31 protein-coding genes are annotated in these 24,786 nt (G+C 50.0%); all 31 read left to right on the forward strand.

Annotation, left to right across the window (positions count from 1 at the left end):
• Nucleotides 1-211: 211 nt before the first annotated feature.
• Entirely contained in the window at nucleotides 212-940 is a 729-nt protein-coding gene (locus EDM58_RS09445; RefSeq protein WP_122913129.1) for an RcpC/CpaB family pilus assembly protein, read from the forward strand.
• A complete protein-coding gene (locus tag EDM58_RS09450; RefSeq protein ID WP_122913130.1) occupies nucleotides 937-2,349 on the forward strand; it encodes a CpaE/TadZ family protein in 1,413 nt (470 codons plus the stop codon). The genes EDM58_RS09445 and EDM58_RS09450 overlap by 4 nt, the downstream gene beginning before the upstream one ends.
• A gap of 15 nt (nucleotides 2,350-2,364) precedes the next feature.
• Nucleotides 2,365-3,852 carry a TadA family conjugal transfer-associated ATPase gene (locus tag EDM58_RS09455; protein WP_183187466.1) on the forward strand — a complete coding sequence of 496 codons (1,488 nt, stop codon included), beginning with the start codon at nucleotides 2,365-2,367 and terminating at the stop codon, nucleotides 3,850-3,852.
• 18 nt (nucleotides 3,853-3,870) lie between these two features.
• Nucleotides 3,871-4,767: a type II secretion system F family protein gene (locus EDM58_RS09460; protein WP_122913131.1), complete on the forward strand. Its 897-nt coding sequence runs from the start codon at nucleotides 3,871-3,873 to the stop codon at nucleotides 4,765-4,767.
• 1 nt (nucleotide 4,768) lies between these two features.
• The gene (locus EDM58_RS09465) at nucleotides 4,769-5,683 is read left to right on the forward strand and encodes a type II secretion system F family protein (RefSeq protein ID WP_122913132.1); all 915 of its coding nucleotides are present in this window, start codon (nucleotides 4,769-4,771) and stop codon (nucleotides 5,681-5,683) included.
• A 66-nt stretch (nucleotides 5,684-5,749) separates the two neighbouring features.
• Nucleotides 5,750-5,926: a Flp family type IVb pilin gene (locus EDM58_RS09470; protein WP_122913133.1), complete on the forward strand. Its 177-nt coding sequence runs from the start codon at nucleotides 5,750-5,752 to the stop codon at nucleotides 5,924-5,926.
• Nucleotides 5,923-6,420 carry an A24 family peptidase gene (locus tag EDM58_RS09475; protein WP_122913134.1) on the forward strand — a complete coding sequence of 166 codons (498 nt, stop codon included), beginning with the start codon at nucleotides 5,923-5,925 and terminating at the stop codon, nucleotides 6,418-6,420. Before EDM58_RS09470 ends, EDM58_RS09475 begins: the two co-directional genes overlap by 4 nt.
• On the forward strand, nucleotides 6,417-6,848 hold the full coding sequence (locus EDM58_RS09480; protein WP_122913135.1) for a TadE/TadG family type IV pilus assembly protein: 432 nt from the start codon (nucleotides 6,417-6,419) through the stop codon (nucleotides 6,846-6,848). Before EDM58_RS09475 ends, EDM58_RS09480 begins: the two co-directional genes overlap by 4 nt.
• Nucleotides 6,845-7,351 carry a hypothetical protein gene (locus EDM58_RS09485; protein WP_122913136.1) on the forward strand — a complete coding sequence of 169 codons (507 nt, stop codon included), beginning with the start codon at nucleotides 6,845-6,847 and terminating at the stop codon, nucleotides 7,349-7,351. Before EDM58_RS09480 ends, EDM58_RS09485 begins: the two co-directional genes overlap by 4 nt.
• A 95-nt stretch (nucleotides 7,352-7,446) precedes the next feature.
• Nucleotides 7,447-8,064: a DUF4046 domain-containing protein gene (locus tag EDM58_RS09490; protein WP_122913137.1), complete on the forward strand. Its 618-nt coding sequence runs from the start codon at nucleotides 7,447-7,449 to the stop codon at nucleotides 8,062-8,064.
• 108 nt (nucleotides 8,065-8,172) lie between these two features.
• Nucleotides 8,173-8,454: a hypothetical protein gene (locus tag EDM58_RS09495; protein ID WP_122913138.1), complete on the forward strand. Its 282-nt coding sequence runs from the start codon at nucleotides 8,173-8,175 to the stop codon at nucleotides 8,452-8,454.
• 137 nt (nucleotides 8,455-8,591) lie between these two features.
• The gene (locus EDM58_RS09500; RefSeq protein WP_122913139.1) at nucleotides 8,592-9,350 is read left to right on the forward strand and encodes a hypothetical protein; all 759 of its coding nucleotides are present in this window, start codon (nucleotides 8,592-8,594) and stop codon (nucleotides 9,348-9,350) included.
• A gap of 1 nt (nucleotide 9,351) precedes the next feature.
• Nucleotides 9,352-10,227: a P-loop NTPase family protein gene (locus tag EDM58_RS09505; protein ID WP_122913140.1), complete on the forward strand. Its 876-nt coding sequence runs from the start codon at nucleotides 9,352-9,354 to the stop codon at nucleotides 10,225-10,227.
• On the forward strand, nucleotides 10,224-11,015 hold the full coding sequence (locus tag EDM58_RS09510; protein WP_122913141.1) for a CpaB family protein: 792 nt from the start codon (nucleotides 10,224-10,226) through the stop codon (nucleotides 11,013-11,015). The genes EDM58_RS09505 and EDM58_RS09510 overlap by 4 nt, the downstream gene beginning before the upstream one ends.
• Complete coding sequence (locus tag EDM58_RS09515; protein ID WP_122913142.1) at nucleotides 11,012-12,133, forward strand: CpaE/TadZ family protein; 1,122 nt, start codon at nucleotides 11,012-11,014, stop codon at nucleotides 12,131-12,133. Before EDM58_RS09510 ends, EDM58_RS09515 begins: the two co-directional genes overlap by 4 nt.
• Nucleotides 12,130-13,479 carry an ATPase, T2SS/T4P/T4SS family gene (locus EDM58_RS09520; RefSeq protein WP_122913143.1) on the forward strand — a complete coding sequence of 450 codons (1,350 nt, stop codon included), beginning with the start codon at nucleotides 12,130-12,132 and terminating at the stop codon, nucleotides 13,477-13,479. Before EDM58_RS09515 ends, EDM58_RS09520 begins: the two co-directional genes overlap by 4 nt.
• Complete coding sequence (locus EDM58_RS09525; RefSeq protein ID WP_122913144.1) at nucleotides 13,476-14,375, forward strand: hypothetical protein; 900 nt, start codon at nucleotides 13,476-13,478, stop codon at nucleotides 14,373-14,375. The genes EDM58_RS09520 and EDM58_RS09525 overlap by 4 nt, the downstream gene beginning before the upstream one ends.
• On the forward strand, nucleotides 14,375-15,214 hold the full coding sequence (locus EDM58_RS09530; RefSeq protein ID WP_122913145.1) for a hypothetical protein: 840 nt from the start codon (nucleotides 14,375-14,377) through the stop codon (nucleotides 15,212-15,214). Before EDM58_RS09525 ends, EDM58_RS09530 begins: the two co-directional genes overlap by 1 nt.
• A 14-nt stretch (nucleotides 15,215-15,228) precedes the next feature.
• The gene (locus EDM58_RS25655) at nucleotides 15,229-15,375 is read left to right on the forward strand and encodes a hypothetical protein (RefSeq protein ID WP_183187467.1); all 147 of its coding nucleotides are present in this window, start codon (nucleotides 15,229-15,231) and stop codon (nucleotides 15,373-15,375) included.
• Nucleotides 15,376-15,419: 44 nt separating this feature from the next.
• Nucleotides 15,420-15,620, forward strand: a complete 201-nt coding sequence (locus EDM58_RS09535; protein WP_023558845.1) for a hypothetical protein — start codon at nucleotides 15,420-15,422, stop codon at nucleotides 15,618-15,620.
• Between the two features lie 173 nt (nucleotides 15,621-15,793).
• Nucleotides 15,794-16,201, forward strand: coding sequence for a hypothetical protein (locus EDM58_RS09540; protein ID WP_122913146.1), 408 nt, complete (start codon nucleotides 15,794-15,796; stop codon nucleotides 16,199-16,201).
• 3 nt (nucleotides 16,202-16,204) lie between these two features.
• Entirely contained in the window at nucleotides 16,205-16,357 is a 153-nt protein-coding gene (locus tag EDM58_RS25660) for a hypothetical protein (protein ID WP_023558839.1), read from the forward strand.
• The gene (locus tag EDM58_RS09545) at nucleotides 16,357-16,773 is read left to right on the forward strand and encodes a hypothetical protein (protein WP_122913147.1); all 417 of its coding nucleotides are present in this window, start codon (nucleotides 16,357-16,359) and stop codon (nucleotides 16,771-16,773) included. The genes EDM58_RS25660 and EDM58_RS09545 overlap by 1 nt, the downstream gene beginning before the upstream one ends.
• A 25-nt stretch (nucleotides 16,774-16,798) precedes the next feature.
• On the forward strand, nucleotides 16,799-17,392 hold the full coding sequence (locus EDM58_RS09550) for a hypothetical protein (protein ID WP_246000636.1): 594 nt from the start codon (nucleotides 16,799-16,801) through the stop codon (nucleotides 17,390-17,392).
• Between the two features lie 138 nt (nucleotides 17,393-17,530).
• Nucleotides 17,531-17,875, forward strand: a complete 345-nt coding sequence (locus EDM58_RS09555) for a DUF3870 domain-containing protein (RefSeq protein ID WP_023558834.1) — start codon at nucleotides 17,531-17,533, stop codon at nucleotides 17,873-17,875.
• A gap of 139 nt (nucleotides 17,876-18,014) precedes the next feature.
• Complete coding sequence (locus EDM58_RS09560) at nucleotides 18,015-18,953, forward strand: ABC transporter permease (protein WP_122913148.1); 939 nt, start codon at nucleotides 18,015-18,017, stop codon at nucleotides 18,951-18,953.
• Between the two features lie 26 nt (nucleotides 18,954-18,979).
• Complete coding sequence (locus EDM58_RS09565; protein ID WP_425455611.1) at nucleotides 18,980-19,867, forward strand: ABC transporter permease; 888 nt, start codon at nucleotides 18,980-18,982, stop codon at nucleotides 19,865-19,867.
• Between the two features lie 5 nt (nucleotides 19,868-19,872).
• Nucleotides 19,873-20,889: an ABC transporter ATP-binding protein gene (locus EDM58_RS09570; protein ID WP_122913150.1), complete on the forward strand. Its 1,017-nt coding sequence runs from the start codon at nucleotides 19,873-19,875 to the stop codon at nucleotides 20,887-20,889.
• 90 nt (nucleotides 20,890-20,979) lie between these two features.
• Nucleotides 20,980-22,638, forward strand: a complete 1,659-nt coding sequence (locus EDM58_RS09575; protein WP_122913151.1) for a peptide ABC transporter substrate-binding protein — start codon at nucleotides 20,980-20,982, stop codon at nucleotides 22,636-22,638.
• Between the two features lie 115 nt (nucleotides 22,639-22,753).
• Nucleotides 22,754-23,854, forward strand: coding sequence for a mandelate racemase/muconate lactonizing enzyme family protein (locus tag EDM58_RS09580; RefSeq protein WP_122913152.1), 1,101 nt, complete (start codon nucleotides 22,754-22,756; stop codon nucleotides 23,852-23,854).
• Nucleotides 23,851-24,780, forward strand: coding sequence for a C40 family peptidase (locus tag EDM58_RS09585; protein WP_122913153.1), 930 nt, complete (start codon nucleotides 23,851-23,853; stop codon nucleotides 24,778-24,780). The genes EDM58_RS09580 and EDM58_RS09585 overlap by 4 nt, the downstream gene beginning before the upstream one ends.
• Nucleotides 24,781-24,786 lie beyond the last annotated feature (6 nt).

The following is a 24,786-nucleotide window of genomic DNA, read 5'->3' on the forward strand; positions in this document are numbered from 1 at the left end:
GATTCAGTTTTGAAGGAATAACGGAATACGAAGAACCGTGCAACGAATAATGCGCGGTTCTTTTTTTAAAACTTTCCCTGTAGACTAAACTAGGAAATGCAACATCGAAAACACAGAAGAGCAGTCGAGAACCTTACTCGACTGCTCTTTTTTTGTCCCTTCTGCTCCCTGTACGCTAACAGAAATGTGTTAGAGAGGAGGAAACGATGCCTTGTCCATACATCCCTTGCGATTATTGGCGCTTTTATTGCTAAGCGTATCTTTAGGGTTTGGGGCCTATCACTTTTTGAAGCCACAAACATTTACGTATGTCCAGTTGCGGGACCAAGTAATGAAGGAAAGTGGGCAGCAGCTCGATATGGAGGACGTAGAGGCAGTTACCTTGACCCTGGGTTCCCCTTTTCAGGAATCAAGGCTTGCTATCCCAGGTCTGATTCCTTGGGAGCAATTGCCCGAGTATCTGGGCTTGCCTTTTTCACGTCAGGTAGCAGGAGGACGCCCATTGCTCGATAGTGACGTTGAAAAAAACCATCTCCCCCAACAGGAAAGAACGTTAGATTCTTCCATGACAGGAATGAGCATACCCGTGAACAACATAGCGGGAGTCACCCCGCATCTCGCAAAGGGAGAGCGAGTACACGTATATGCTTCATTTGAAAATGAGGCAGGAGCCCATTCCGGATTGCTGTTGCAGAATATGCCGATTCTTGCTGTCCAGCGGGAGATGGAGGGGACCCGCCCCAGTCTGGTTGCGGTAACCTTGGCGTTGACGCGTCAAGAAGCGGTGCTTCTTACACACGCTCTCCACTATGGAAAAATCCGCTTGGGCCTGGCGGCAGGGGGCGATGGACAACAGTCGGGGATCGGGGACACAGCCTTTGCGAATAATTTGATGAAAACCAAGAAACGATGGGAGTCACAAAAGGAGGAACGTGAATGAAAAGGCGCCTGCTCTTGGTGGATGAGGACACAGCATCAAGCAGTATGCTCATGCAGCAACTGGTCGACAGCCAATGGGTGGAGGTGTGCGGCCAAGCGTCGCGCATTGACCAGGCCTGGCAGATGTTGCAAACCATTCGTCCGGATTTGGTTTTATTGGGGGAGATTCGAGAAGCAGAACGTGGCGTTATTAGTCAGCAATTTCGTTTGGCATTTCCACATCTCGCTTTCATTGCGGTATGCTCACCGCAAGATTTGATGTGGGAGCCTTTTTTCCGCAATCTTGGAATCTGGGTCGTTACCAGACCGGTGCAGCCCGGGCAAATAGAAGCGTTGGCCATGATTCCCCAGAGCATGGGAATGACGAAGCCAGGAGAGGCTCACCAGCCTCTATCCTCACAATCGAACTTTTCCCCGGCCACTCCAATTCCGCTAGAACAGCAGCTGGTAGCAGAAACTCGTCCAGAACAAGCCTATTCTGCAGGGGAAACACGGCCCAAACACTTGATTACGGTATACGGTCCCAAAGGTGGTGTCGGGAAAACCTTTTTGTCGCGTGAGCTGGCGATCTATTTTTCCCAGCAAAAAAAAGGGGAGAAAAAACTTCGGGTACTTGCGGTAGATTTAAATCTTGATCTTGGAACCTTTGCTACTACCTTAAACCTTCCCCGAACCCCGAATCTGTTTACCTGGGTCCAAGAAATTGATGCCCAATTGCATGAAAGGGTCAAGCGTCAGGGCAGAGACCCGTTGGAGATCGGGGTAGAGGAATGGCAGGAATACGCGGCAGGTGTCAGCCTCTCTCCTGCAAATATTGAAAAATTTACGGTCACTCACGTGGAATCTGGCTTGCAGGTCCTTACTTCGCCGCGTGATATCCGGCACAGCTTTGAAATTCGTAATTACCACTTGTACCTGATTCTGGAGGCCCTTAAGCAAAGCACGTATGACGTGATCATCATCGATACGGCTCCCGATACGACAGATGCTACGATACAGGCACTTTTTTTTGCTGAACAAGTAGTCATGGTGGGCAATCCTGTTGTTGATTCCATTGAAAATATTCAACGCTTATTAAAATTGCTGAGGGAAGCAGAGTATCCGGAAGAACGGATTCAAGTTTGTATGAATCGGCTTCAGCGCAAAGAGATGTTCACTTTGGACGAAATACGTGCATATTTCCAACTGCATCCCAGCAAAAAAATCTACCCCATTCCGGACGATGTAGAAGTGAAAAAGTCCATTAATACGGGTGCCCCGATGATGTTGCAGCAGGGAAGGACCGCCGCCAAAGACGCTATAGAGACATTGGGCAAAGCTTTGCTGCCTGAGGAAAGCGAGAATGCCGAAGGTCCGTCAAAAAATAAAGCCAAAGAACGGCCAGCTTTGCTCCGTTGGCTATGGGGATAAGGGGGAATTCTCACCGTGTTTGATCGAAAAAAAATGCTGTCCATGCCAACACCGGAACGCAATGTACAGGATTTGTTGCAAAATGGGCGCGAAGCCATCCGGGTACCACAGACCCTGCATGAAAAAATACAAAGCTCCACGACTCCTGGATTGAACGAAAAAGGGGTAAGTAACGAGATTGAGGCTGCGGTGCGCACGCAAATTGTGGAGAAGCACGGAAAACGTCTTTGGGAGGAGAAGCAAAATCCTGGCTACCTAACGGAGCTGTCTCGAGACATCAAAGTCCTGCTGGAGGCGCATGCGCCGCTTTCTTCAGCACAGTTGGAGATCGAGGTGAAACGCTTGCTCCACTCTCTGACCGGCTGGGGTCCTTTGGATGCGATGTTGGAGGATCCGGATATAACGGAGATCTTGTTTCATCGGCACGATTATCTGGTCGTGGAAAGAAAGAGCACCGGCCGTTTGGAAACCCCCAATATCCCTGTGTTTCGGGATGAGGAGGAGATGCTGCGCCTTCTGGAACAAATTGCGGCGACAGTAGGAAGAGAATTTAACGAGACCAAAGCAGAACTGCATGCTCAATTGCCTGATGGCTCACGCGTAGCTGCTACCCATAAATCCATCTCTCCGGACGGGCATATGCTGACAATCCGCAAACACCGCGATTTGCTGTCAGAAACGGATTATCTTCGTTATGGCTCCATCTGTGAACCCATGCTGCAATTTTTAAAATGGGCCGTGGGTCTTTCCCGTGCTTCGGGTATCGTAAGCGGCGGCACAGGGTCGGGCAAGACGCATATGCTCAATCTGATCTCACAATACGTCCTTCCTTATCTGAGTATTATTACGATTGAAGACGTGCTGGAGATGAAGCTGCAGCATCCTTTCGTGCGCCGATTTTTAGCCAAACCAGCCAACTATGAGGGAAAGGGCGGCTTCTCCATCAAAGACTGCGTCCGTTTGTCTTTGCGAAAACGACCTGATGTGATCATCGTCGGCGAGACAAGGGGAGGGGAAATCGTAGATATGCTATGGGCGATGAATACTGATCACCCCGGCAGTTGGAGTACGGCACATGCCAATTCCCCGCGATCCCTCGTGGATTCGACGTTGCCGATCTTGTTTGGAAAAGCGGACGAGGCCTACAGTACAACCGAACGCAACCTGATGATTGGCTCGGCACTTGATTTGATTGTGCAAGTAAAACGCTTTGAGGAGGATGGCAGCAGAAAGGTAGTCGCCATTACAGAAGTGGTGGGGACAGGGCAATCCCACGAGGAGCGGATTCGGCGAGCTTGCCATGTCAAGCAGGTTCAGCCTGACCGTGTCTACCTGCAGGATATTTACGTGTTTGAGCCTACGGGTGTGCGCAATGGCAAGGTGACGGGCCATTACAAATGGACGGGCTATCGACCGGAGCGTTTGGTCAAGCGCTGGCAGGAAAAAGGGCTGTCCCGAGAAGAGATCGACAAGGTGTTTTTTTCGACCCCCATTCAAGTGTAAGAGGGAGGAAAGAGTAGGATGGACATGGGATTGCCTATATCGCTAGGGACGGGACTGGGTCTGTTTTTCCTTCTGGCTCCACGAAATGCTTTTATCCGGGGAAGATCGGACAAGCATGAAATGGTCAATTATTTGCAACGCGAGCGTAGAACTATCTGGCACAGATTGGAGGACCGGCTGCGACGATCTCAATCGGACTGGAGTGTTGCACGCTACATCACGGTTTCATTTTTCCTGGGACTGCTTTGCTATCTGCTCAGCAGCCAGCTTTTGCAATCCTGGTTGCTGGGCTTGCCCATGCTTTTGGCAGGAATCCTGTTCACCGAACGACTGGTTATGCTGTGGGGAGCCAAGCGAAAAGATCGATTTGAAGCCGGGAATGTAAAGGCTATCAGGCTGATGGCAAGCTCTCTTCGCACTACTCCGTCTTCCCTGCATGCGTTTGAACAAGTGGCTGAAAGCCCCTATATGGATGAGGTTGTAATCGAGGAGTACAGCAGAATCGTGGAGCATCTGCGGGCAAAGGTGCCATTGGAGCAAGTGATGCAAGCCTTCTACGAGCGAACAGGATCTGTAGATGCAAAATACTTGGCTACGATCATACACATTCAACGCGAGATGGGCGGAGACATGGCAAAAACGCTAGACTTGGCGGCAGCTACTATCTTGCGCCGCCGGCAATCATTGCGCAGGCAAAAGGCAGCACTCGCGCAGATCGTCGCTCAAGTCAATCTGCTCAGTCTGATGCCTTTCGTTTTCATAACTGCGTTATATATGAACAACCCCCATCACTTTGATCCGTTGACCGCTACGGTTGAGGGACGTTTCCTGATGCTTGCCTGCTTGTCCAGCATCTTGATCGGGGGAGAAGCGATTCGATTTGTTGCCCAAAAAAGCGTCCACGGAGGGGGATAGTATGCTGATCCTTTGCATTTTGGCGGCAGCGGCGGTATTTTGTTTTGGTTTGCCCGCTTGTCTGGAACGAGTCAGAGTCGGCAGCCAAGCCGATTCCTTGGTGGACAGGATTGATCAGGAGCAACAGTCTTTTTTAGACCAGACTTTCGAACGAGAAAAAAGCAGATTCCGTCTTGCAAGGATATTGGAAAAAAACGAGCAATGGATGCAACGCGCATGCGAATGGACAGGAGTAGATCGAAAAAAGACCGAGCAGATATTGCTGCGTTTGCGCTGGCCTATAAGTCTGGTGGATATTGTTTTGTTCAGGGGAGTGGCAATGGTTCTGATCGCCTCTTCCCTTCTTCGTCTGCTCGTCGCGGTATATACGGGCCAATCTCTCGGGATGGACGTGGGAATGCCGCTTCTGATCAGCATGCTGCTTTATATATTCCCTACGCTGTTGCTGGAATCAGGGGACAAACGGGCCAAGGCGAAAATACAGGCTCAAGTGCCGGTTTTTTTCAGCATTGTTCAATCCTTGGTTGAGGCTGGAATGCCGTTGCAAGCTGCAGTAAAACAGACAGCCAAACGCTTTGACGCGCTTTTGGGCCATGAAATGGCTCGCTTGGAGATGGAGGAAAAACGTTTTGGCAACTGGAGAAAGGCGCTCGAGGCAATGGCTTATCGCTGGGAGGTAGATGCATTGACTACGATAGCGATGGAAATGAATGAAGCCATCCGAAAAGGAGTCAGCATCTCCAACATGCTGGCTGTTCAGGTGGAGGAACAGCTTAGACTTCAGGAGGATGAAGCCTCCGCACATATGAATCGGCTCAATATCCGTCTTCTTCCGTTTGTCATTGTGTTGATGGGGCTTCCTCTGCTTTTTCTGGTAATGGGGCCGATAATGATGGGAATCAGCCAGCAGATGTAAATATTTTTGCAGGCAATCACTGTCTTTTGGCAGAGTGAAGGTAGATCGAAAAAAGGAGTGATTGCAATGTCTATGGTTTCACAGTATTTGACGCGTTTTTGGCATGAGGAGGATGGGGTCACGATCGTGGAAATGGTGGTCATCGTGGCCGTGATCCTGATGGTCGTGATTCCGGCTCTGGTGACCCTGGGCCAGGCAGAAGAGGCGAGGCTGGAAGAAATCGCGGACAAGCTCAGCAAATGAGGGAATGGATAGTCTTTGCTTTACTCGCAGTGGCGGCCTGGTTAGACTGGCGCAACCGGAAGATTCCCAATCTGCTCACAATGCCCATGATGGTGACGGGGCTTCTTTTCCAATTCGCAGGTGGGACAGGATGGCTTGCTTTTACAGGCATTGCGGGCGGATTTTTGCTGACGCTTGTCCCTGTGGGGCTCAAAGGAATGGGGATGGGGGACCAGAAGCTTTTGATGGCAGTTGGGGCATGGAGCAGCTGGTCAGAGGTTTATTCCTTGTTTCTCCTGTCGATACTTTTGTGTTTGGCTAGTATTGTCCTGGTCCCGCGAAGTTGGATGAGATTGCATGCCAATCTGAATCTCATGCTCGTCGGATGGGCTGCGCACCGTCAGCTATGGATGCCTGCTGTGCAAAAATCTGCCGCCTCTTTTTCCTATGCTGTTTGGCTATTTGCTGCGTACGCGCTGCAATCCATTTGGCCCAGTATGGAGATGCGGATATGAAGAAGGGCTTCAGGGAGGGGATCAGATCCCTCTGGAAAGATGAGCGGGGAAGCCAATTGATCGAGTTCATTCTTGTCTTCCCCTTGGTATGGCTGCTGATTGTCTTTGCTTTTGATCAATTCAGCATCATGTACAACAAACAAAAGGCGCTGGCTGCTGCATATGAGGCAGGCAGAATTGCGGCGGTCCAGCCCAACTACGGTTTGGCTGCTTATTATGCAGAAGAACGTGGAAAGGCAGAGCTCCGCCAGGCAATAGGCTCCACAGACAGCAAAATTCGTCTTCTCTTGCGGGAGGGGAGCTGGAGCAAGGGAAATCACGTGCAGACTGAAGCAACACTTACTTTTACACTTCTGGCTACCGGAACCCGCTATCAGGTTACGGAAAGCTATTTCATGATGATTGAGAATGCGGAGGAAAGGAAATGAGCAGGCCCGCTAGAAACTGGAGGAAGCATTTTGCGGATGAGCGCGGGGCTACGATGGTGACAGCGCTCTTCTTCTTCCTCTGTTTGGGATGTCTACTGTCGATTCTGCTGCTGCAAGAACAGGTTGATTACTGGGAAATGCATATGCAGCAAACAGCTGATGCGATCTCAAAAGGAGCTCGTGCTGCGGGGAAATGGGAGTACGTCGATGAACAGGGAGAGGTACAAAAGCGTCTTTTTGCGACAACCCAAGAGGCGAGGCGTTATGAGGCGGACATCATACGCGGTGCCAGGGAAGAGGCGGAGCTCTTGTGGGGTCTGAACACGCCAAAATGGGACAATTGGAGTGATGATCGGACCAGTATTGTCCATCAGAGGGGAGAACGTGCCCACCTTTACAGTCAGGGTATCTATCATGTGAGTGTAGGGATGAAGAAAAATATACCTATTTTCTGGAATAGGTTTCAATTACTGCTAGAAAGGGTATCTCAATCAGAAATCTAACTTTTTTGGACGGCTGTTTGCCTATTATTTTTGTCCTAACCTGACATGATAATTTAGACTCATCTATCAAAAGCGGGTATAGGAGTGAGGGAACAGTGCCATCTAAAATCGTGGAACGGTACAAACGCATCCTCTCGGGTGAGCAGAAGCGTTTTTCCCCGTACGAGTTTGAAGATGCGCAGTATCGCAAGCAAAAAGTCCAGCTGGTCCTACGGTATGCCATCGAAAAGGTGAAAAACTGGACACCGGAGCAAGCTCGTCGTGAATTGAGCCTCAAAGACGTAAAGGATCTCAAACTGCATTTGGTACGGGAATACATTGAACCGCCGATCGAAGCGAAGCCAAATGATGTGTACTACCTGGTGGATTACGCCTACCCGTATCTCCCTAAGCTTTCCGAGGAGGAGAGGGTTCTCTGGGTATACAAAGAAGTGCTCGCTGGCATACGCCGCCATTTTCCACCGCTTTACTTTCAGAGTGTGAAAGGCGAGGAGCGGGCAAAAGTTTGCTTCGATTACATGTTTTATGAACTCATGGGGGAAAGCGACATCTATGCATTGCCCAAAATATTTGGGAAAACAGAAAGAGCCTACTCCATTTTAAAGAAGCACAGGCTCAAAATTCTTGTTGATACGCTCTATTTTTCCCCGTTTGACATGGTTACCGAAATGTATCCGATCCTTAACGATCCAGTTCTTTGGAAAGATTACTAAAAAAACTTGCGTACACCTTCTGTCTTTTTTTACCTTGATGGTAGTTTCATTGGCTTATAAGCAGATGAAACGGCCGTACTCTACAGGTGAGAGAAGGAGGCGTTGCGCATGGCAACAGTAGAGGCTCACCACGATGTTTGCTCCACAGATGTGGAGCAGCTTTTGGGCAGGCGGGTTCGCTACCAGAAGCACAAGCCAGGCAGGTATCTTTCGGTGGAAAGAATCCCGCTGGTAGCCTTCCAGATCGACACGGTCAACAGATTTGGAAGCAGAGTAGTACTGAATGACGGGGCTGTAGTGATGGAGAATGCTCCGACCGTCATTGAGCGAGCGGGGAGAATAGCCCTTTTGCTCGCTACAGGAGAGGAACTCTATTTCAGAGTAGAGTAACTCTCGGGAGTCGTCTTGCACGGATGCGTGTGAGACGACCCTCTCAAATTTCACTAAGAATTTATTTGACGAGTGCCGAAAGATGTTGCAAAATGTCTATTAATGTTTTAATTGTAAAAAAATGGAGGTGATTTGCCGTGTTGGCAAAGAATGCTGTCGATTTGGTTAACCTCTGCTATGAAGAGACAAATTGTTTAGTATCGTTGGATCGTTTAAAGGAATCGTTTATTGCTTTCGTCTTTGGCAACTACCAGGAAGCCTTTGTACGTCGTTTTAATCTGGAAAAGTTTTACGAACACCTTGATCAGTTGAATCTGACGAATTGCCGCAGAGATTTTGATAAAGCGGTAGACGAGTGGTACATGATCCAGTATGGCTGCGACTCGAAGGATGCCAATTTTCATGAGATTCTGTTCAATTTAGTAAAAGAGGCGATTGTGGAGTATCAGTCCCAAAATCGTGCGGATCTGATTCGTGATGTAACCAAGCTGCTGACGCTTCCTACTGGCTTTATCGCTCGCTGGCAGAGTGGATATCGGAATGAGCGGGCATTGCCCAACTATTTTAAATACCTGATGAAGCTGGGAATACGTTCTTTGGAAGACATTGAAACATTGGTTGATATGTGGCTCGTGGAATACCCCAATGCTTTTCAAAAAAAGCAGCAGCAATTATTCGCCAACCCACCGCGAAGAGGAAGACCCAACAACGTGGAATTGGCATTGCTGGTAGAAAAGGCAAGTCAATTGAAGCCCGAGCTGACATCGCAAGAACGTGAGCGTCTAAGAAAGATTTACTATTATCACCGCAAAACGCTGACACTTCGCGAAATGGTGGAGAAGTTTAAAAAGTACATCTCGAGCAAAAGCAAATCTAAAGATACGCAGGTAGGCTGATATGTTTGATCAAATGAGTCGTTTCGTCTCTCGGTTTCGCGAATTGGAACAGCAAGAATACACCCAAACCCGTGAGGAAGAACGACAATGGAATCAGTTGAAAATCAAACTGGCCGCACCGCAGGCCGAAGAACAGCATCAATCAATCAGCCGTAAGTGCATTGCGGTGACAAGTCTGTATGAGCAGGCAGGAGCCAGCTTTGTGGCTGGCAATGTCGCCTATTCGCTGGCAAGCCAGGGTATACCGGTTACGCTTTGCGAGATGCCTGGTTCCGCTTCCTATTATTATTTTTCACTCGACTTTGAACGACGAGCAAAAACAAGTACAAATCATTCATCCACATCTGTGCTCCTCATGCAAGATAACTATCTTCGCATCCAGATCAAGCCTCCATATCTTCACCATCCAACACCTCAAATAGACATCGCTGATTGGTTGTTACGAATAAACAAAGAAAGCTCAGTGGTTGTGATAGACCTGTCATCTAGCTGGCGGGAAGCAGAAGCAACTCGAATACTGGACTTTGCAGACGAAATTTGGGTCATCTTTGACACCGACTTTGCACGGCTCACTCGCTTGTTTCTCATGGAATCCGCTCCGATTTGGTGGAATCTTACAGGTCCCAAAATGAAGTGGGTCGCGAATAAATGGAATGATTGTCTTTCACGATCAGGCATGAAGAAAAAAGTAGAAGGCACTCTCTCTTTGTGGAATACAGAAGCTAATTCTGCGACTATACATGCGGTCTTGCCACAATTCGACGGAGAGAAAATCTCATTGGCTCAAGCGAAAGGCAGCCTTCTGCTGGAACGCTATCCGGAGGAAGAAACGTATTTTCATCCACTGGTGAACGCATGTAAAGGAAGGATGCTATGAAAAAACAAACTGTTGTACTCATTTGTGTGGTCTCATTTTTGCTCGCAGGAGCTTCATTCTACGCCGCTACCCAATACATTGATGCCCTGGCAGCCAAAAAGCTTTTCGCGCCAGTGGTCAAGGTGGCACAGGGCAAAGAAATCTCTCCATTTGAACCCATTACGAGAGATGATGTCGTGCTGGTTCAGGAATCAGTGGATGAAATCCTTCCTGATTCCATTCGTGAGATCGAGCAGGCGGTGGGAAAAAGAAGCGTTCAGACCATGTATCCAGGAGAACAGCTCTTGCGCACAAAATTGACAGAACAGCAGCTGCTGCCGGAGATCGGAGAGGGCAGGTATGAATTTCCGCTGATGAATATCCAGCCGTTGACGGAACTGCGAAAGGGAGATTTCGTGAAAATCTGGGTAAAGTACAAGTCCATCCATGAGTTGGAAGACTATCCTCCCCCTCGCCATTTTCATAAAAGCAATGATACGGCAGATTTATTGTTTGAGAGTCAACTGGTTAGTGTTCGAGACAGCAATGGGATTGAAATTTATACGTTGAAGCCCAATCTGTTGCCGTCACCTGACCAAATGGATTCAATTTTTCATGGTGGTACTCGGGAACAGCCCATGCTGAATGCGGAGAAAAGATATCGGGACTATCGTGTACAGCCTACTGCTTTACCGGCCTATGTCGGTTTTAATTTGACCGATCAGCAGTACATGAAAATAACAGAGGCGATGGCATACGGGGTGCTGCAAGTGGGTCACATCATGGTTTCGGAGGAGTCAACCTCATGAAAATACTCGTCTGTTATGTGATGAAGTCGTTGGCAAAAACGTATCTGCCGGAAAACATAGAGGCATTGGTAGCTGAGTCTGCAGAAGAGTATTTTCGCCTCGTCCATCTCTATCAGCCAGATTCCGTCATCCTGTTCTCAGAAATGTTCACCGATCCTGTTTGGGAGTGGCTTCCCGCTGTCCGAGAGAAATTGCCTGTGCAGACACAGCTCATTGTCATCCCGCTCTATCGGGATGAGAAAAAGATCCAACAGGTTGTGGAAGAAATGCCGCTGCAAGGTGTGTATTTGTTGTCGGCGAAACTTTCCCAATGGGAAATCCGCGAACAGATTAGCCTTCTTCTTGGATTTTCAGAAGCGGATACAGAAACACCCAGCATAAACGGCGATGGTCAGGTTACTGCCATGATGAGTTACGGCGCATCCGGCATTACTACCTTTTGTATTAATTTTCCGGTCCTCCTGGCAAAGCAAAATCCGGACAAAAAGATTCTAGTCCTTGATATGAATGACGCCAAACCGGATTTGACCCGCTTTTTCAAGCTGCAGCAACATCAATTAGCGCTCTTTCGCCCTGATTTTTTGGATGTAAAAACGGCTGGCAAACGCAACTGGGCACGGATTTGCAAACAAAGCGAGCATACGGGGAATCTGTATTACGCCCATGCGGCCAACAAATGGAAAAGTGCGGAACTGTCCAACATGATAGAAGTTTTGCGCAGACAATTCGACTACGTATATGTGGACTGGGGCTATTGTTTTCCGGAGTCCGAGACGTTGCACCGAATGATGCATTTGGCTAACCGCATCCTTTTGTTTGTCAGGGCAGATCCATTTAGCATCGAGAGTGCGAAAGAGTGGATACATACGTGGAAGAGCCGGGGGATCACCTGCGAGGTGCTGCTTAGTCATTTGGATAAAGGCCACCCTTATCGAATCGGGGAAGACGTAGCCGTTTACGGCGTCGTCCCGCGCATTTCGGAGAGCAGATTAATGCAATCGCAGCGCAGCTGCAGCGTACTGGTCGAGGAGATGTTTCCGCCCAAGATCTATAAAAACAGCTTGGAGGAAATCATTAAATCAGAACATTTGGCGAACAGCGTGGTGTTGACGCGATGAAGATATTGAATCACCCCCCAATTGCCGTCTCTTTTGAGAATGTAGAGGAGATTAAGCAGGCAGCGCGAGATTATTTAAACCATTTTGGAAACACCAAAGAAGAAAAACTGGAGATGCAGCGCATTCTTGCCCTGGCTGAACAAGGGGACAGAGATAGTCATAATCATATCATCCTTCGCTTGCAGCACTATTTTGAGGAGATCGTCAAGCGGCCGGTGACGGAGGAAATTTTGCCCCACGTCAATGGTTATGAAGGGCTTACCTTTGCTACCTATGGCTGGGGAATCCTGGACGCGGTCCTGCATTTGTCTCCTTGGGTGGAGGAGGTGCGCATATCAGCAAACCGTAATGTGGCGTATATGGAACAAGGTGTCAAGAAATTCCTTTCCTACAAGCCAGGATGGAGGGAAGTAGAGACTCTTCAGCAAAAGCTGACAAATACGGCTGGGCTATCCTTTAATGAAAAAAAGCCGCGGTTGAGCGGATATCTGGATTCATTAAAAGCCAGGCTGACGATGTTTACCTTCCCCTATTCGAGAGTGCCGACTATTCTTGTCCGGCGTTTTACAACACCGTCCTTTTCCTTGGACAATCTGAGAACACAAGCGTTTCCCACGTTTGATCAAAAGGTGCAAATGCTGATCGAGCAGCAGGTATACGGAAGAGCCAACGTATTGGTAATCGGGCCTATGGCTGCAGGTAAAACCACGCTGATGTTGTGCATGTTGAAGCTAAAAGATCCTTTAACGGAATACATCACGATATTTGAGAGTGAACATGAGATGCGTTTTGGAGATGTGTGGCCGGGCGAAGTAATTGAATTGCAAAATGTCGAGGAGATTGGCATTGATTTGGCCCACTGCTTCAAAGATATGTACCGCTCGACAGCAAACACGATTCTGATTGGTGAGATTAGGGAGCCAATTGAAGCCTATCACTTTATCAATGCCGGCGTCAGAGGTACCGACGCTACGATCGGGGCAATGCATGAGCGGTTTCCTCACAAGGCGCTGCAAGATTTGACGGATCTGGTCTATCAGTATGGCGGGCGCAGCATAGAACTGACACAGGAGAGAATTAGCAGAGCGGTGAATTTTGTCAACTCGCTTACCTACCGAAACAACGGCCATCGATTCATAGACGCGATCCACGTGACACAATGGAATGATATGTTTCATCGTGTCGATTCCGTCCCTTTGGTCGTTCGTCATACGGCGACTGGCGAGTATGAATGGACAGGGAAAAAGCTTGATTCCCATTTGACGGAGTACATGTGCTACGTAGGCAAAGCGGATCTGGATGTACTAAGGGAGCTACGTCTGACTGATCTGGGAAGGCAGCTATGAAGTACCTCCTGCTCTTGCCGATGTTTCTGAGCCTGCTCTGCGGTTTCTACTTTCTGGGCTTGTATCTGCACATAAGCTGGTCCACTCCGAAAATGCTGTTTCCTCGAACGGTGGCAGTCTGGCGTGAAAAGTTGTTGAATTACGAGGCCGGACGTATGCTTTACGAAGGATACGATCGCTGGTGCAAGGTAGTAGGGGGGACCCCGGAGGCTTGCCTGCTTTATTCTTTAACCGGTGGAGTGGGAGGCTTTGCCGCAGGAATTGTATTGGGCAATCTGATCGTTTCCCTATCGCTGTTTTTGTTGTTTTTACTTCTTCCCACGCTGCTGCTCTATGCCCGTTATACCGTACTGATGAACAAGAAAATCAATTCTTTTTGCCAATTTGTCGATCTTTTTGCCCGCTACTATAACAGTCGAAAAAATATAATCCTGACCTTTCGGGAAATGATTGAAGAGTGTCCCAAGGAATTATTGCCCGATTTACTTCTGCTAAACAACGCTTTGGCTGATGGTGGAGACCCTGTGAAAGCAGTGGAGGCATTTGCGGATCGGCTTCACCATCCATGGGCATATGACTTTGCGATGTATATCGCCAGCGGCTTGGAAGGCGAGACCGAGGAAATTCAGTCCCCATTAAATCGATTGACCAACGAAATGTTCATCCAACAGGACGAAAAAGAGGAGCGGGACAGCGAGATTCATTCAATCTGGATTAGTTTGTTGATCGTCATCGTTATCTGCATCCTGCTGATTCCGTACAACCAGAGTTTGCTGCAGGACTCCTACCGTCTCTATTTCTTTACACCTGATGGTCAGGCGATACTTGCAATCGCAGTGACAGTCTGGCTGCTTTCCATTCTGCTAGCCTTTATCTGGGGAAGGAGGTTTCGTTAATGCCTTTGGTAACGTTATACATCTTTGTTGCACTCGGTTCCCTCTTTATTTTTATCATGGCATTTTCGATCGGGAAGTACCTGGTTCATGCACAGAAGCCAAAGCTGTTCATCTCTTCCGCATGGTGGGGCAAATGGGAGAAAGCTGTTCATTCCCAGGATGAGGAGCATTGGGAGAAATTGCTGTCGCGTGCTGGAAGACCATTTGGATGGGGAAAACCGGAGTGGGTGTTTGCACAAGTAATCTCAGGCAGTGCTGTCTGTGTACTGACAGTGATGTGGGTATGGGTAGGCCGAGTAGATTCTTTTCCCGTCCTTTCCATGTGTTTGGCAGCGGCCGGTAGTTTTCTTTTGCCGTATTTTGGCTTGAAAATGTGGGCAGGGCGCAGAGAGGAAATATTAAGCACGGACATTGCCCGATTTATCAATCGCTATGTGACGCTGCTTGAAAATCAGGTTCCGGTCTACAGTGCAATGGTCAAGGCTGCTCGCCCGACGAGGCTTCTTAAGGAATACATTCCAACGATCTCGGAGTGGAACAAAGATCCGGTAGAGGCATTGGAAAATTTCAAAAGAAAGCTGGGTGTGGATGATGCGGTCATCCTGGTCTCCGGCATGCGCACGATCGAACAACTCAGCGACGCGCAGCTCGGTTTAACGATGCAGCGCTTGGAATGGGCGGTTGATCATCGCCGGATGTTCCGCCACCGCAAGAAAATCAAATCATTGGGCATCGGGTATAGTGTGATCGTGTATCCCGCATTCTACATCGGGCTGCTTGTGGCTATGTTTCCTTGGTACAAGCTGTTGACCGAAATTTTGGACAAATATCTGACGTAAGGAGGGGGCGATTCATGACAAAGCTTTTTTCGATTTTGATGTGTCTCGTGATTACGCTGGGCATTATCGTATCCAGCATGTCGGAGGTAAACAGTTCTGTTGTCGGAGACGGAGGATTGCGTGATCGCGCCGTTTCCTGGATTGACCAAGCAATCCCCTAAGGAACAAGCATTTCATTACCAAAAAGCAAAAGGAGAGTATCTACATGTCTAAAATGTTTTTTATCTTTCTGGCCTGCGTCATGGTATTGGGAATTGGTGTCAGCAGCTACGGCAATGAATTAAGCCCGGCGGCAAATGACTCCGCTGATCGCATCAATCGTTCCGTTACTTCTCTCAATTACGACACCAGCAATGAAAACATACAATTCCGGATGCAAAACGGCTCGCCGTATACCTCCAACTGATGCTGCACGTCCATGTTTTTCTCGTCATTGTAATCATGGTCGGCAGTTTGTGTTCCTCTCTATGGATGGCTGAACCGGAAGCTCAATTTCGTCAGACTCAAGAGGAGAGGGTGTATCGTGCGGCGACAATCATCTTTCATTAATGTTAAGGAAAGGAACGAATTCCTGAAGCGATGGTTAAAGCAAAAGTATTCCTGATCTCCTTCGCTGTTCTCCTGCTCATTTTCTCCGGGATTGGAGCGTATCACATGTATGCTATGGAACGCTCCATCGCCCGAGCCATTTATGCAGATGTCCTGGATGACATGCAGGATATCGGTTATTTGGAGCCTGATTTGGCCGCGTATTATGTACAGAAAATGGAGGAGCTTGGCTGGGATGTGTCGGGTGACGTATTTGACGGAAGCCGTCCCCGCACTCCCGGTGAGCGGGCCCGCAAGGAAAGGCAGGAAGAGGTGACACTTGTCCTGCGTATTCACCCATCCCGCCTTTCACAGTGGATGCATCGCTTCGTACAGGGAGAAGTTTTGTTTTCGTTTGCGGGAAGCCGCCCTTCCGAATACTTTGATCCGGAGTGGTAAGTGATGAGTAAAATGATCGCCATCCTGGCGCTAATGGTTTTGGTCCTGCCTTTGACGGTTCACCTGTTATTGACCGGACCTGATAATCTGATGTCTTCTGGCACACAGTTTTTTGGCAAGCTGCTTACGCAAGTCACCCGGTTTGGTACAGGCTGATGGGACAGCTGATTGCGGTCATCCTCAATGTTATGGTGCTGCTGTTGGTCCCATTGGGTTTGTTGCAGGTGCACACGGTGATTCAGGCTCATAATGAACTATTGGAGATTAGCGCCGCTGCAGCCAAATACGTAAGCAACCACGGCGGTGTCAATGATGCCGTGGTCCAGCAGCAGGTGAAGAGCGTCATCTCCAGAGAGCTTAGAGAAAAACAGTTCTCCCTGCCAGAGCAGGATGTAGCAGTCAGCATTTTCCGTACCCAGTCGGCTGACCCTGTCATGTGGAGTCACGAGGATGAATTTTTGCTGCGCCTGGAAATTCCGTATCCGCGTTTTACCACCCTTCTGCCGACCTCATCGCGAACCCTGGCCGTGAGCAGGCAGGGGACGATCAACGTCATGGATTACGATCTATGACTGTTTTTGAGGAGGGGAGAAGGTTATGGGCATCAATCTCTTGTCGATTTCTACATTGCTCTTCTTTCTCTTGATCGGTTTATTTGTGGTGGATACGGACTTGGCTATGCAAAAGAAACAAGAGGTTAAGACCCTGTTGGAGCTTGCCAATCACCATGCCAGCTTTGCGGTAGACCCTGTGCTCAAAACGGAAGGGGTCATCGATTTGATCGAGGAAGAAGCGTTGATTCGCTTTGCGGAACGCGTGCGGGAGAACGGCGGATATTTAATGGAGGCTGCTTCTTTCATTCCTGCCACCAACAGTGTCACGACAGATCCGATTCCCTTTGTCAGGCACTACATCGATTTTCGTTCTTGGAGGCAGGATTGGGAGTTGCATCTGCGCTATAACGGCTCGGCACTTGTTTTGGAACGAATCACACCCGGTGCGCGGAATCAAGACGGAGGACGTCTGCGCATCCTTGTGACCACCAAGCAGGGAGAGGTTTTGCAACTGGCACCCAAAACGATGGTTGGACCCTCGCATATCGTGGTCGCTTACGTCGATGAACGTCCCTTCCTCTCCATGCTGCCTGGGCATGCCTTTCCTGTCGTGAGTGTGGAAGAAGTAAAACGTTAGTATCTTTGTTTACAAAATTGAGATATTTCTGCTAATATAAAGGAAAGCGCCTTGTCATCCGCGATTGTGAGGAAGTAGCGTTCCGAACGTCTCGCATGGATGAGCCCGAGGCCCGGTTAAAGCGAGGTTGACCTTTTGGTGTTTGATAAAGATACCGTTTACATCGTAGGGGATGCCCAATCTTCGTCCAACAATCCGATTACGCAGCAGTTTAGCGCGTTCTTTATCGGCTTGGTTGTAGACACCAGCAATCACAAGATCGTAGAAGCTTCCTGTTCCTCTACGATCCAGCTCACTTCTGATTTTACCCGCTCTCTTTTTGTAGGTCATTCGATCCTGGATTTGGACAAAGTAGGAGACGAGATTCGCTATCGCTACTTTGGCTCGTCACAAAAAACCTTGATTGCTGCTTTTAAAGACGCCCATAAGAAATACAAACAGGCGATTGCCTTTCGTGAAAAGCAGCTCAACCCAACCGAATAATCCTGACCGCTGCTTTATTTATCCGTATGCACGGCATACACGTAAGTAAAACCCAGCAAATGCCCTGATTCATCGCATTTGCTGGGTTTTTTGTTATATTCACCTGCTTACAATCTACATCTCAGAAGGAGGAGCGTCCTTGTTATCTTTTATCTTGCGCCGATTTGTCTCCATGATCGTAACGCTGTGGCTGATCATCACGCTTACCTTTTTCCTCATGCATGCAGCGCCCGGCAATCCTTTTGAGAAGGAAGGCAAGGGCCTGCCGGACGCTGTAGCTGCCAACCTGAATGCCTTCTACAATCTGGATAAGCCGCTGATTGTGCAGTACGGGCTATACCTGCAAAATCTGGTCAAATTCGATTTGGGCCCTTCCATCGCCAACAGCTCGGATACGGTCAACAAAATCATCGCTCGCGGGTTTCCCGTCTCCTTTCAATTGGGACTTGTCGCGATCCTCTTTGCGATAGTGACCGGGATCGCGCTCGGCGTGGTAGCGGCGCTGCGGCATAATCGCCTGATTGACTACGTCGCGATGGTGATTGCGGTGATCGGGATCTCGGTCCCCAGCTTCGTGTTGGCCTCCCTGTTGATCAAATACCTGGCTGTAGAATGGAGGCTGTTTCCCACGGCCACCTGGGGAACATGGCAGCATGTGGTCTTGCCTGCGCTGGCATTGGCTTTCAGCCCGATCGCGATTATCGCGCGCTTGACCCGCACCAACATGCTTGAGGTGCTGACGGCGGAATACATCGAGACGGCTCGCGCCAAAGGCCTGTCGCCCGCCACGATCGTGTTCAAGCACGCGCTGCGCAATGCCATATTGCCAGTCGTTACTCTCTTGGGGGCATTGATTGCCAATATTTTGACCGGAAGCTTTGTCATCGAGAAAATTTTTGCGATTCCGGGAATGGGCAAATACTTTGTGGCGGGCATCAACAACCGCGACTATTCCGTCATCATGGGGACAACTGTCTTTTACAGCACCCTGCTGATCTTCATGATGTTCATAGTAGATGTTCTGTACAGCATTATCGATCCGCGTATTAAGTTCCATGGAAAGGAGAGGGAAGGATGATCGTTTCTGACGAATTGTTTACCCCCATGCGCAAAGACAACCTGAGTGCGGAAGCGATTGTGCGACCCCAGCTCACCTACTGGCAGGAGGCTTGGCTGCGGCTGCGCGGCAACAAGCTGGCACTGGCAGGATTGGTCATTATTATCATTCTTGGCGTCATGGCGATTGCCGGTCCCATCATTTCGCCGCATGACTACGCGAAGCAGTCCATGATTACGAAGAACCAGCCGCCTTCTGCGGAAAATTGGTTTGGCACCGATGATTTTGGCCGGGACGTATTCACACGGGTATGGCATGGTGCGCGCATCTCCCTGTTCGTCGGGCTGATGGCGGCGCTGATCGACTTTTTCATTGGTGTCCTTTACGGCGGAATCGCCGGTTATCTGGGCGGGCGTGTCGACAATATCATGATGCGCTTCGTCGATATTTTGTACGGTCTGCCCTATCTTTTGGTCGTCATCCTGCTCATGGTTGTGATGGGGTCCGGATTAGTGACGATTATCGTCGCCTTGAGTGCGACAGGGTGGATCGGGATGGCGCGTACGGTGCGCGGACAGGTGCTGCAGATGAAGAACTCGGAGTATGTGCTGGCGGCCAAAACCATGGGAGCCAAGCCGTTCTACATCGTCCGCAAACATCTTTTGCCCAATACCATCGGGATCATTATCGTCTACGTCACGCTGTCTGTCCCTTCTGCTATTTTTGCGGAGGCTTTTCTCAGCTTTCTCGGACTGGGCATTCAGGCGCCGATGGCGAGCTGGGGCACGATGGCCAATGACGGTCTTCCGACGATCTTGTCGGGTCACTGGTGGCGTCTCTTCTTCCCTGCATTCTTCATCTCTTTGACAATGCTTGCGTTCAACGTGCTTGGCGACGGATTGCGTGACGCATTTGATCCGAAGACAAGGAGGTAGCGACTGTGGAAAAATTGCTGGAAGTAGACGGACTTCAAGTCGCGTTCAAAACGCACGGGGGAACCATTCAAGCCGTTCGAGGCGTCAGCTTTACCCTGCACAAGGGGGAGACGATCGCGATAGTGGGCGAATCGGGCTGCGGCAAGAGCGTGACTGCCAAAAGCATCATGCGCCTGATCCCCGAACATATCGGCAAAATTGTCGGAGGCAAGATGCTGTTCCAGGGAAAAGACCTGGCGCAGCTGCCGGAAAAAGAAATGCGGGAGATGCGCGGTTCGCAGATCTCGATGATCTTCCAGGATGCCATGACCTCGCTCAATCCCACCATATCGATCGGGGAGCAGATCATGGAAGGGATCATTCGCCATCAGAAGGTCCCCAGAAGCGAAGCCAAAAGGCAGGCGACTGAAATCCTGCAATTGGTCGGCATCGCCAATCCGGAAAGCCGTCTGAAGCAGTACCTGCATCAGTTCAGCGGAGGGATGAGGCAGCGGATCATGATTGCGATCGCGCTGGTCTGCAAGCCGGCCATCCTGATCGCGGATGAGCCGACAACTGCATTGGACGTCACCATTCAAGCGCAGATTATCGAGCTGTTTCAGACCATCCAGCGCAAGACGGGGGTCTCGATCATCATGATCACACACGATCTGGGAGTGGTCGCCAAGATTGCGGATCGGGTGAACGTAATGTATGCCGGCAAGGTAGTCGAGTCAGGACCTGTGCGCGAGATTTTCTACAATCCGCAGCATCCGTATACAAAAGGACTGCTCTCTTCCATGCCGCGTCTGGATGCGGATCGCAACATTCCGCTCAGCCCGATTCCGGGCACGCCGCCGGACCTTTTTGCACCACCCGCAGGATGTGCCTTCGCAGCGCGCTGTGAGTATGCCCTGGAGGTATGCCGCGCGCACCAGCCCGAGGAAACACAGCTGGGCAGCAAGCATGTCGTCTCCTGTTGGCTGCAGGACCCGCGGGCCAAGAAGCTGATCACCGCACAGCAATCGCCTACTGGCACGTAAGCAGCTTTGTCCATTCCATTCGATGGGATCAGGGGACGTCGACTTTGACGTCATCCGATTACCACATAAAAAATCCAAGGGGGAATTTTCGTGAAAAAATGGTCAAAACTTTTGTTTTCGGCCACGCTTTCTGTGTCCATGCTCGTCGCGGGCTGTTCATCGGGCGAACCGCCTGCAAACAATGCCCAGCCGCCAGCGGCAAATTCCAATGAGCCGGCGCCAACACCGACCGAGCAAGCTGCCAAGCTGCTGCTGCTCAACAACATCAAGGAACCGACTTCCCTGGATCCGCCGGTGGGCTTCGATGAGCCATCCTACAACATCCTGAACAACCTGATGGAAGGGTTGACCCGACTGGATGAGAACCAAAAGCCGCAGCCTGCTGCAGCGACTGAATGGAAGATATCGGACGATGGAAAAACGTACACGTTTACCCTTCGCGACAATAAATGGACAAATGGCGAACCTGTCAAAGCCGAAGATTTTGTATTCGCCTGGAAACGCATGCTTGATCCACAAACCGCTTCCCAGGCTGCGCCGCTTGCCTACATCATTGAGGGCGCAGAAGCGTACAACACCGGGAAAGGTACTGCCGATGACGTGCAAATAAAGGCGGTCGACGACAAAACACTGGAATTCAAACTGGCTCAGCCTGCTTCCTGGACTTTGCTGATGCTCTCCAACCCGGCATTCTTCCCGGTTCATAAAGCGACTGTAGAAAAAGACCCGAACTGGGCAAACGAAGCCGCTACCTTCGTGGGCAACGGACCTTTCAAGCTGACAGAGTGGGCACATGACAGCGAAGTAAAAATCATGAAGAACGAGAACTACTGGGATGCAGCAAATGTGACATTGGCAGGCGCTGTCTGGAAGATGATCGATGATACGAATACGGAATACCAGATGTACCAAAACGAAGAGCTGCACAGAACTACATCAGTACCTGCTGACCTGGCAGATCAGCTTTTCAGTGAAGGGAAAGTATATGTTCGCGATGGTGCAGGAACGGAGTTTTACCGTTTCAACGTAACCAAAGAGCCGTTCGACAACGCCAATATCCGCAAGGCGTTCAGCATGGCGATTGACCGTCAAACCTTGGTGGATATGGTGCTGATGCGCAAGCAAAGACCGGGAACCGCCTTCGTATCGTATGGCATGCCTGATGCCAACTCCACTGGAGAATTCCGTGAAGTAGGCGGCGATCTGGTCAAATTTGATCCAGCCGAAGCGAAAAAACTGCTGGAGCAAGGCATGAAGGAAAAAGGCTACACCACATTGCCAGAAATCACGCTTACGTATCGCAGCGGTACAAACCCGGAAAAAACAGCATTGGCTGTACAAGAGATGTTCAAGCAAAACCTCGGCGTCGACATCAAGCTGCAAAAGGTAGAAGGCCAAGTGCTGACCGACATGACCAAGCAGCTGCAGTACCAGATCGCGCGTTCTTCCTGGTTGCCTGACTTCGGTGATCCGATCAACTTCCTGGATAACTTCCGCTCGGAGAGTCCAAATAACCGCACTGGCTGGAAAAACGCAGAGTACGACAAGCTGATTGCTGCGACGTATCAAGAAGCCGATGATGCCAAGCGTTTCCAAATGCTGCATGACGCGGAGAAGATGCTGATGGATGAGGCTCCGATCGCTCCACTCTTCTTCTACAATACGTCCTTGCTGCAAAGCGAAAAGGTCAGCGGTATTCAAAGCTCCTCCCTCAGCTACACGGATTTGAGAAAAGCAGTAGTGAAGTAACGCAAGTTGGCTGGGAGACGTCATTCCCATTTGGCGAATGGCTCTCCCTTTTTACGAACTTTTTCAATAATGCTATCATTTACGGGACAGCCAACTTAGACACATGGAGGAAATCATGATTATCCAAAATATCGAAGCAAGACGCATCGCGGTTCCCTTGAAAAAGCCCTTTAAGACAGCGTTGCGTACCGTTGATCATCTCTATTCCGTTTTGGTGAAAATCACCTGCGACAACGGCATGGTAGGGTGGGGAGAAGCATCCGCTACCGTCGTCATTACGGGAGACAGCATACAAAGCATTGAAGCTGCGATTCTGCAAACGATCAAACCACAACTGGTCGGTCTGAATCTGCTGGCGCATGAGCATGTTTTTCATACCCTGCACCAATCGATGGTAGGCAACAGCAGCGCGAAAGCCGCAGTAGACATCGCCTTGTACGATCTGCTTGCCCAGCGGGCCAATCTGCCTCTCTACCAGCTTCTCGGAGGGTACCGGGATGAGTTGGAGACGAATTATACCGTCAGTGTCAACAGCCCGGAAGAAATGGGAGAAGATGCCGCTGCCTATCTGAAGGATGGTTTTCATGTCCTGAAAATCAAGGTCGGGAAGGACGACATCGAGGAAGATATTGTCCGCATTCAACAGATTCGAAAAACGGTCGGCAATCAAGTGAAGATTCGCCTCGACGCTAACCAGGGCTGGAATGTCAAAGAAGCGATTGTTTCGATCCGCAAGATGGAGGACATGGGGCTGGGTATCGAACTGGTCGAGCAACCCGTAAAGGCTCATGATCTTGAGGGCTTGAAACGGGTAACAGATGCTGTCGATACTCCAATCATGGCGGATGAGAGTGTCTTTTCCCCGGCTCAAGCATTGGAGGTATTGCGCAACCGGGCAGCCGATATGATCAACATCAAGCTGATGAAGGCCGGAGGCATTTTCAAAGCGCAGCTGATCAACCAAATGGCAGAGGAGCACGGGATTCCTTGCATGGTTGGCAGCATGGTGGAATCGCGCCTGTCCGTCTCGGCAGCTGCCCATTTTGCAGCCAGCAAAAGAAATATTACGCGCTATGATTTTGATGCGCCGCTGATGCTGTTGCGGGATGGCGTCGAGGGCGGCGTGACCTATGAGGGACGCAAAATGACCATGCCGCAAGCGCCAGGCTTGGGAATTCGCTCCGTGAGCCTGTGGGAGGAAGGAGAGCAGGGATGAAATCAACAATCGTGGCTGTCAGTGTAGCGACGGTTTGGACGAAGCCGGAGTCTCCAGTCGATACAGATCGAGCGGCCCTCACAGCGCCTGTCGATTTGCGCGGCTGGCTTGGCTCGCTGACCGTGGAAGACAAACTGGACTTTTACAACCGCAATGCGATACAGACTCAGGCGTTGTTCGGGACGCGTGTGGAAGTTCTGGAAGAGCGAGGAGATTGGGCATCTATTCTGATACCCGATCAATCCAGCAAGAAAGACGAAAGAGGTTATCCGGGCTGGGTTCCGACCGCGCAGCTGGCTGCTTGGTCTGACGCGTATGCGATCCAACCAGGGCAATCTGCCGTACTCGTTGCGGCGCCGCATGCACGCTTGTACGATTCACAGCAGCAAGCGGGGATTGAGCTGGCGTATCTGACTCGACTTCCGCTGCTGGAGGAGGAAACGGACTGGGTGAAGGTAGCGACGCCTTTAGGAGATGCTTATTTGCGGCGTGAGGATGTCCAGATCGTTACCGCAGGGGAACGGATCAAAGATATCCAGGCAGCAAACGCCGGGGAGGCCATTGTGGCTCATGGGAAACAATTCCTCGGGCTTCCCTATTTATGGGGCGGTATGTCTTCCTACGGCTATGACTGCTCTGGTTTTGCCTATAACATGCACCGCTCGGTCGGAATTGAGATTCCGCGAGATGCCTCCGATCAGGCAACAGCGGGCCAGAAGGTAGAGAAGGAAGATCTGCTGCCGGGCGACTTGTTGTTTTTTGCCTATGAAGAAGGAAAAGGACGCGTCCATCATGTCGGGATCTACATGGGCAATGGGGAGATGATCCATTCGCCTGATTCCCGCGGTGCCATTGAGATTGTTCAATTGTCTGGCTACAAATTGCAACATGAGCATTCGATTTCGAGACGTTACTGGCAGGATTGACGACTG

Source organism: Brevibacillus panacihumi (assembly GCF_003710985.1).
In the GTDB taxonomy this organism is placed as follows: domain Bacteria; phylum Bacillota; class Bacilli; order Brevibacillales; family Brevibacillaceae; genus Brevibacillus; species Brevibacillus panacihumi.

Bases quoted from the DNA above. Each gene is read 5' to 3' on its own strand.
- EDM58_RS09450 (WP_122913130.1), top strand. From the start codon at position 937: ATGAAAAGGCGCCTGCTCTTGGTGGATGAGGACACAGCATCAAGCAGT.
- EDM58_RS09460 (WP_122913131.1), top strand. From the start codon at position 3,871: ATGGACATGGGATTGCCTATATCGCTAGGGACGGGACTGGGTCTGTTT.
- EDM58_RS09465 (WP_122913132.1), top strand. From the start codon at position 4,769: ATGCTGATCCTTTGCATTTTGGCGGCAGCGGCGGTATTTTGTTTTGGT.
- EDM58_RS09470 (WP_122913133.1), top strand. From the start codon at position 5,750: ATGTCTATGGTTTCACAGTATTTGACGCGTTTTTGGCATGAGGAGGAT.
- EDM58_RS09475 (WP_122913134.1), top strand. From the start codon at position 5,923: ATGAGGGAATGGATAGTCTTTGCTTTACTCGCAGTGGCGGCCTGGTTA.
- EDM58_RS09480 (WP_122913135.1), top strand. From the start codon at position 6,417: ATGAAGAAGGGCTTCAGGGAGGGGATCAGATCCCTCTGGAAAGATGAG.
- EDM58_RS09485 (WP_122913136.1), top strand. From the start codon at position 6,845: ATGAGCAGGCCCGCTAGAAACTGGAGGAAGCATTTTGCGGATGAGCGC.
- EDM58_RS09495 (WP_122913138.1), top strand. From the start codon at position 8,173: ATGGCAACAGTAGAGGCTCACCACGATGTTTGCTCCACAGATGTGGAG.
- EDM58_RS09505 (WP_122913140.1), top strand. From the start codon at position 9,352: ATGTTTGATCAAATGAGTCGTTTCGTCTCTCGGTTTCGCGAATTGGAA.
- EDM58_RS09510 (WP_122913141.1), top strand. From the start codon at position 10,224: ATGAAAAAACAAACTGTTGTACTCATTTGTGTGGTCTCATTTTTGCTC.
- EDM58_RS09515 (WP_122913142.1), top strand. From the start codon at position 11,012: ATGAAAATACTCGTCTGTTATGTGATGAAGTCGTTGGCAAAAACGTAT.
- EDM58_RS09520 (WP_122913143.1), top strand. From the start codon at position 12,130: ATGAAGATATTGAATCACCCCCCAATTGCCGTCTCTTTTGAGAATGTA.
- EDM58_RS09525 (WP_122913144.1), top strand. From the start codon at position 13,476: ATGAAGTACCTCCTGCTCTTGCCGATGTTTCTGAGCCTGCTCTGCGGT.
- EDM58_RS09530 (WP_122913145.1), top strand. From the start codon at position 14,375: ATGCCTTTGGTAACGTTATACATCTTTGTTGCACTCGGTTCCCTCTTT.
- EDM58_RS25655 (WP_183187467.1), top strand. From the start codon at position 15,229: ATGACAAAGCTTTTTTCGATTTTGATGTGTCTCGTGATTACGCTGGGC.
- EDM58_RS09535 (WP_023558845.1), top strand. From the start codon at position 15,420: ATGTCTAAAATGTTTTTTATCTTTCTGGCCTGCGTCATGGTATTGGGA.
- EDM58_RS09540 (WP_122913146.1), top strand. From the start codon at position 15,794: ATGGTTAAAGCAAAAGTATTCCTGATCTCCTTCGCTGTTCTCCTGCTC.
- EDM58_RS25660 (WP_023558839.1), top strand. From the start codon at position 16,205: ATGAGTAAAATGATCGCCATCCTGGCGCTAATGGTTTTGGTCCTGCCT.
- EDM58_RS09545 (WP_122913147.1), top strand. From the start codon at position 16,357: ATGGGACAGCTGATTGCGGTCATCCTCAATGTTATGGTGCTGCTGTTG.
- EDM58_RS09550 (WP_246000636.1), top strand. From the start codon at position 16,799: ATGGGCATCAATCTCTTGTCGATTTCTACATTGCTCTTCTTTCTCTTG.
- EDM58_RS09565 (WP_425455611.1), top strand. From the start codon at position 18,980: ATGCGCAAAGACAACCTGAGTGCGGAAGCGATTGTGCGACCCCAGCTC.
- EDM58_RS09580 (WP_122913152.1), top strand. From the start codon at position 22,754: ATGATTATCCAAAATATCGAAGCAAGACGCATCGCGGTTCCCTTGAAA.
- EDM58_RS09585 (WP_122913153.1), top strand. From the start codon at position 23,851: ATGAAATCAACAATCGTGGCTGTCAGTGTAGCGACGGTTTGGACGAAG.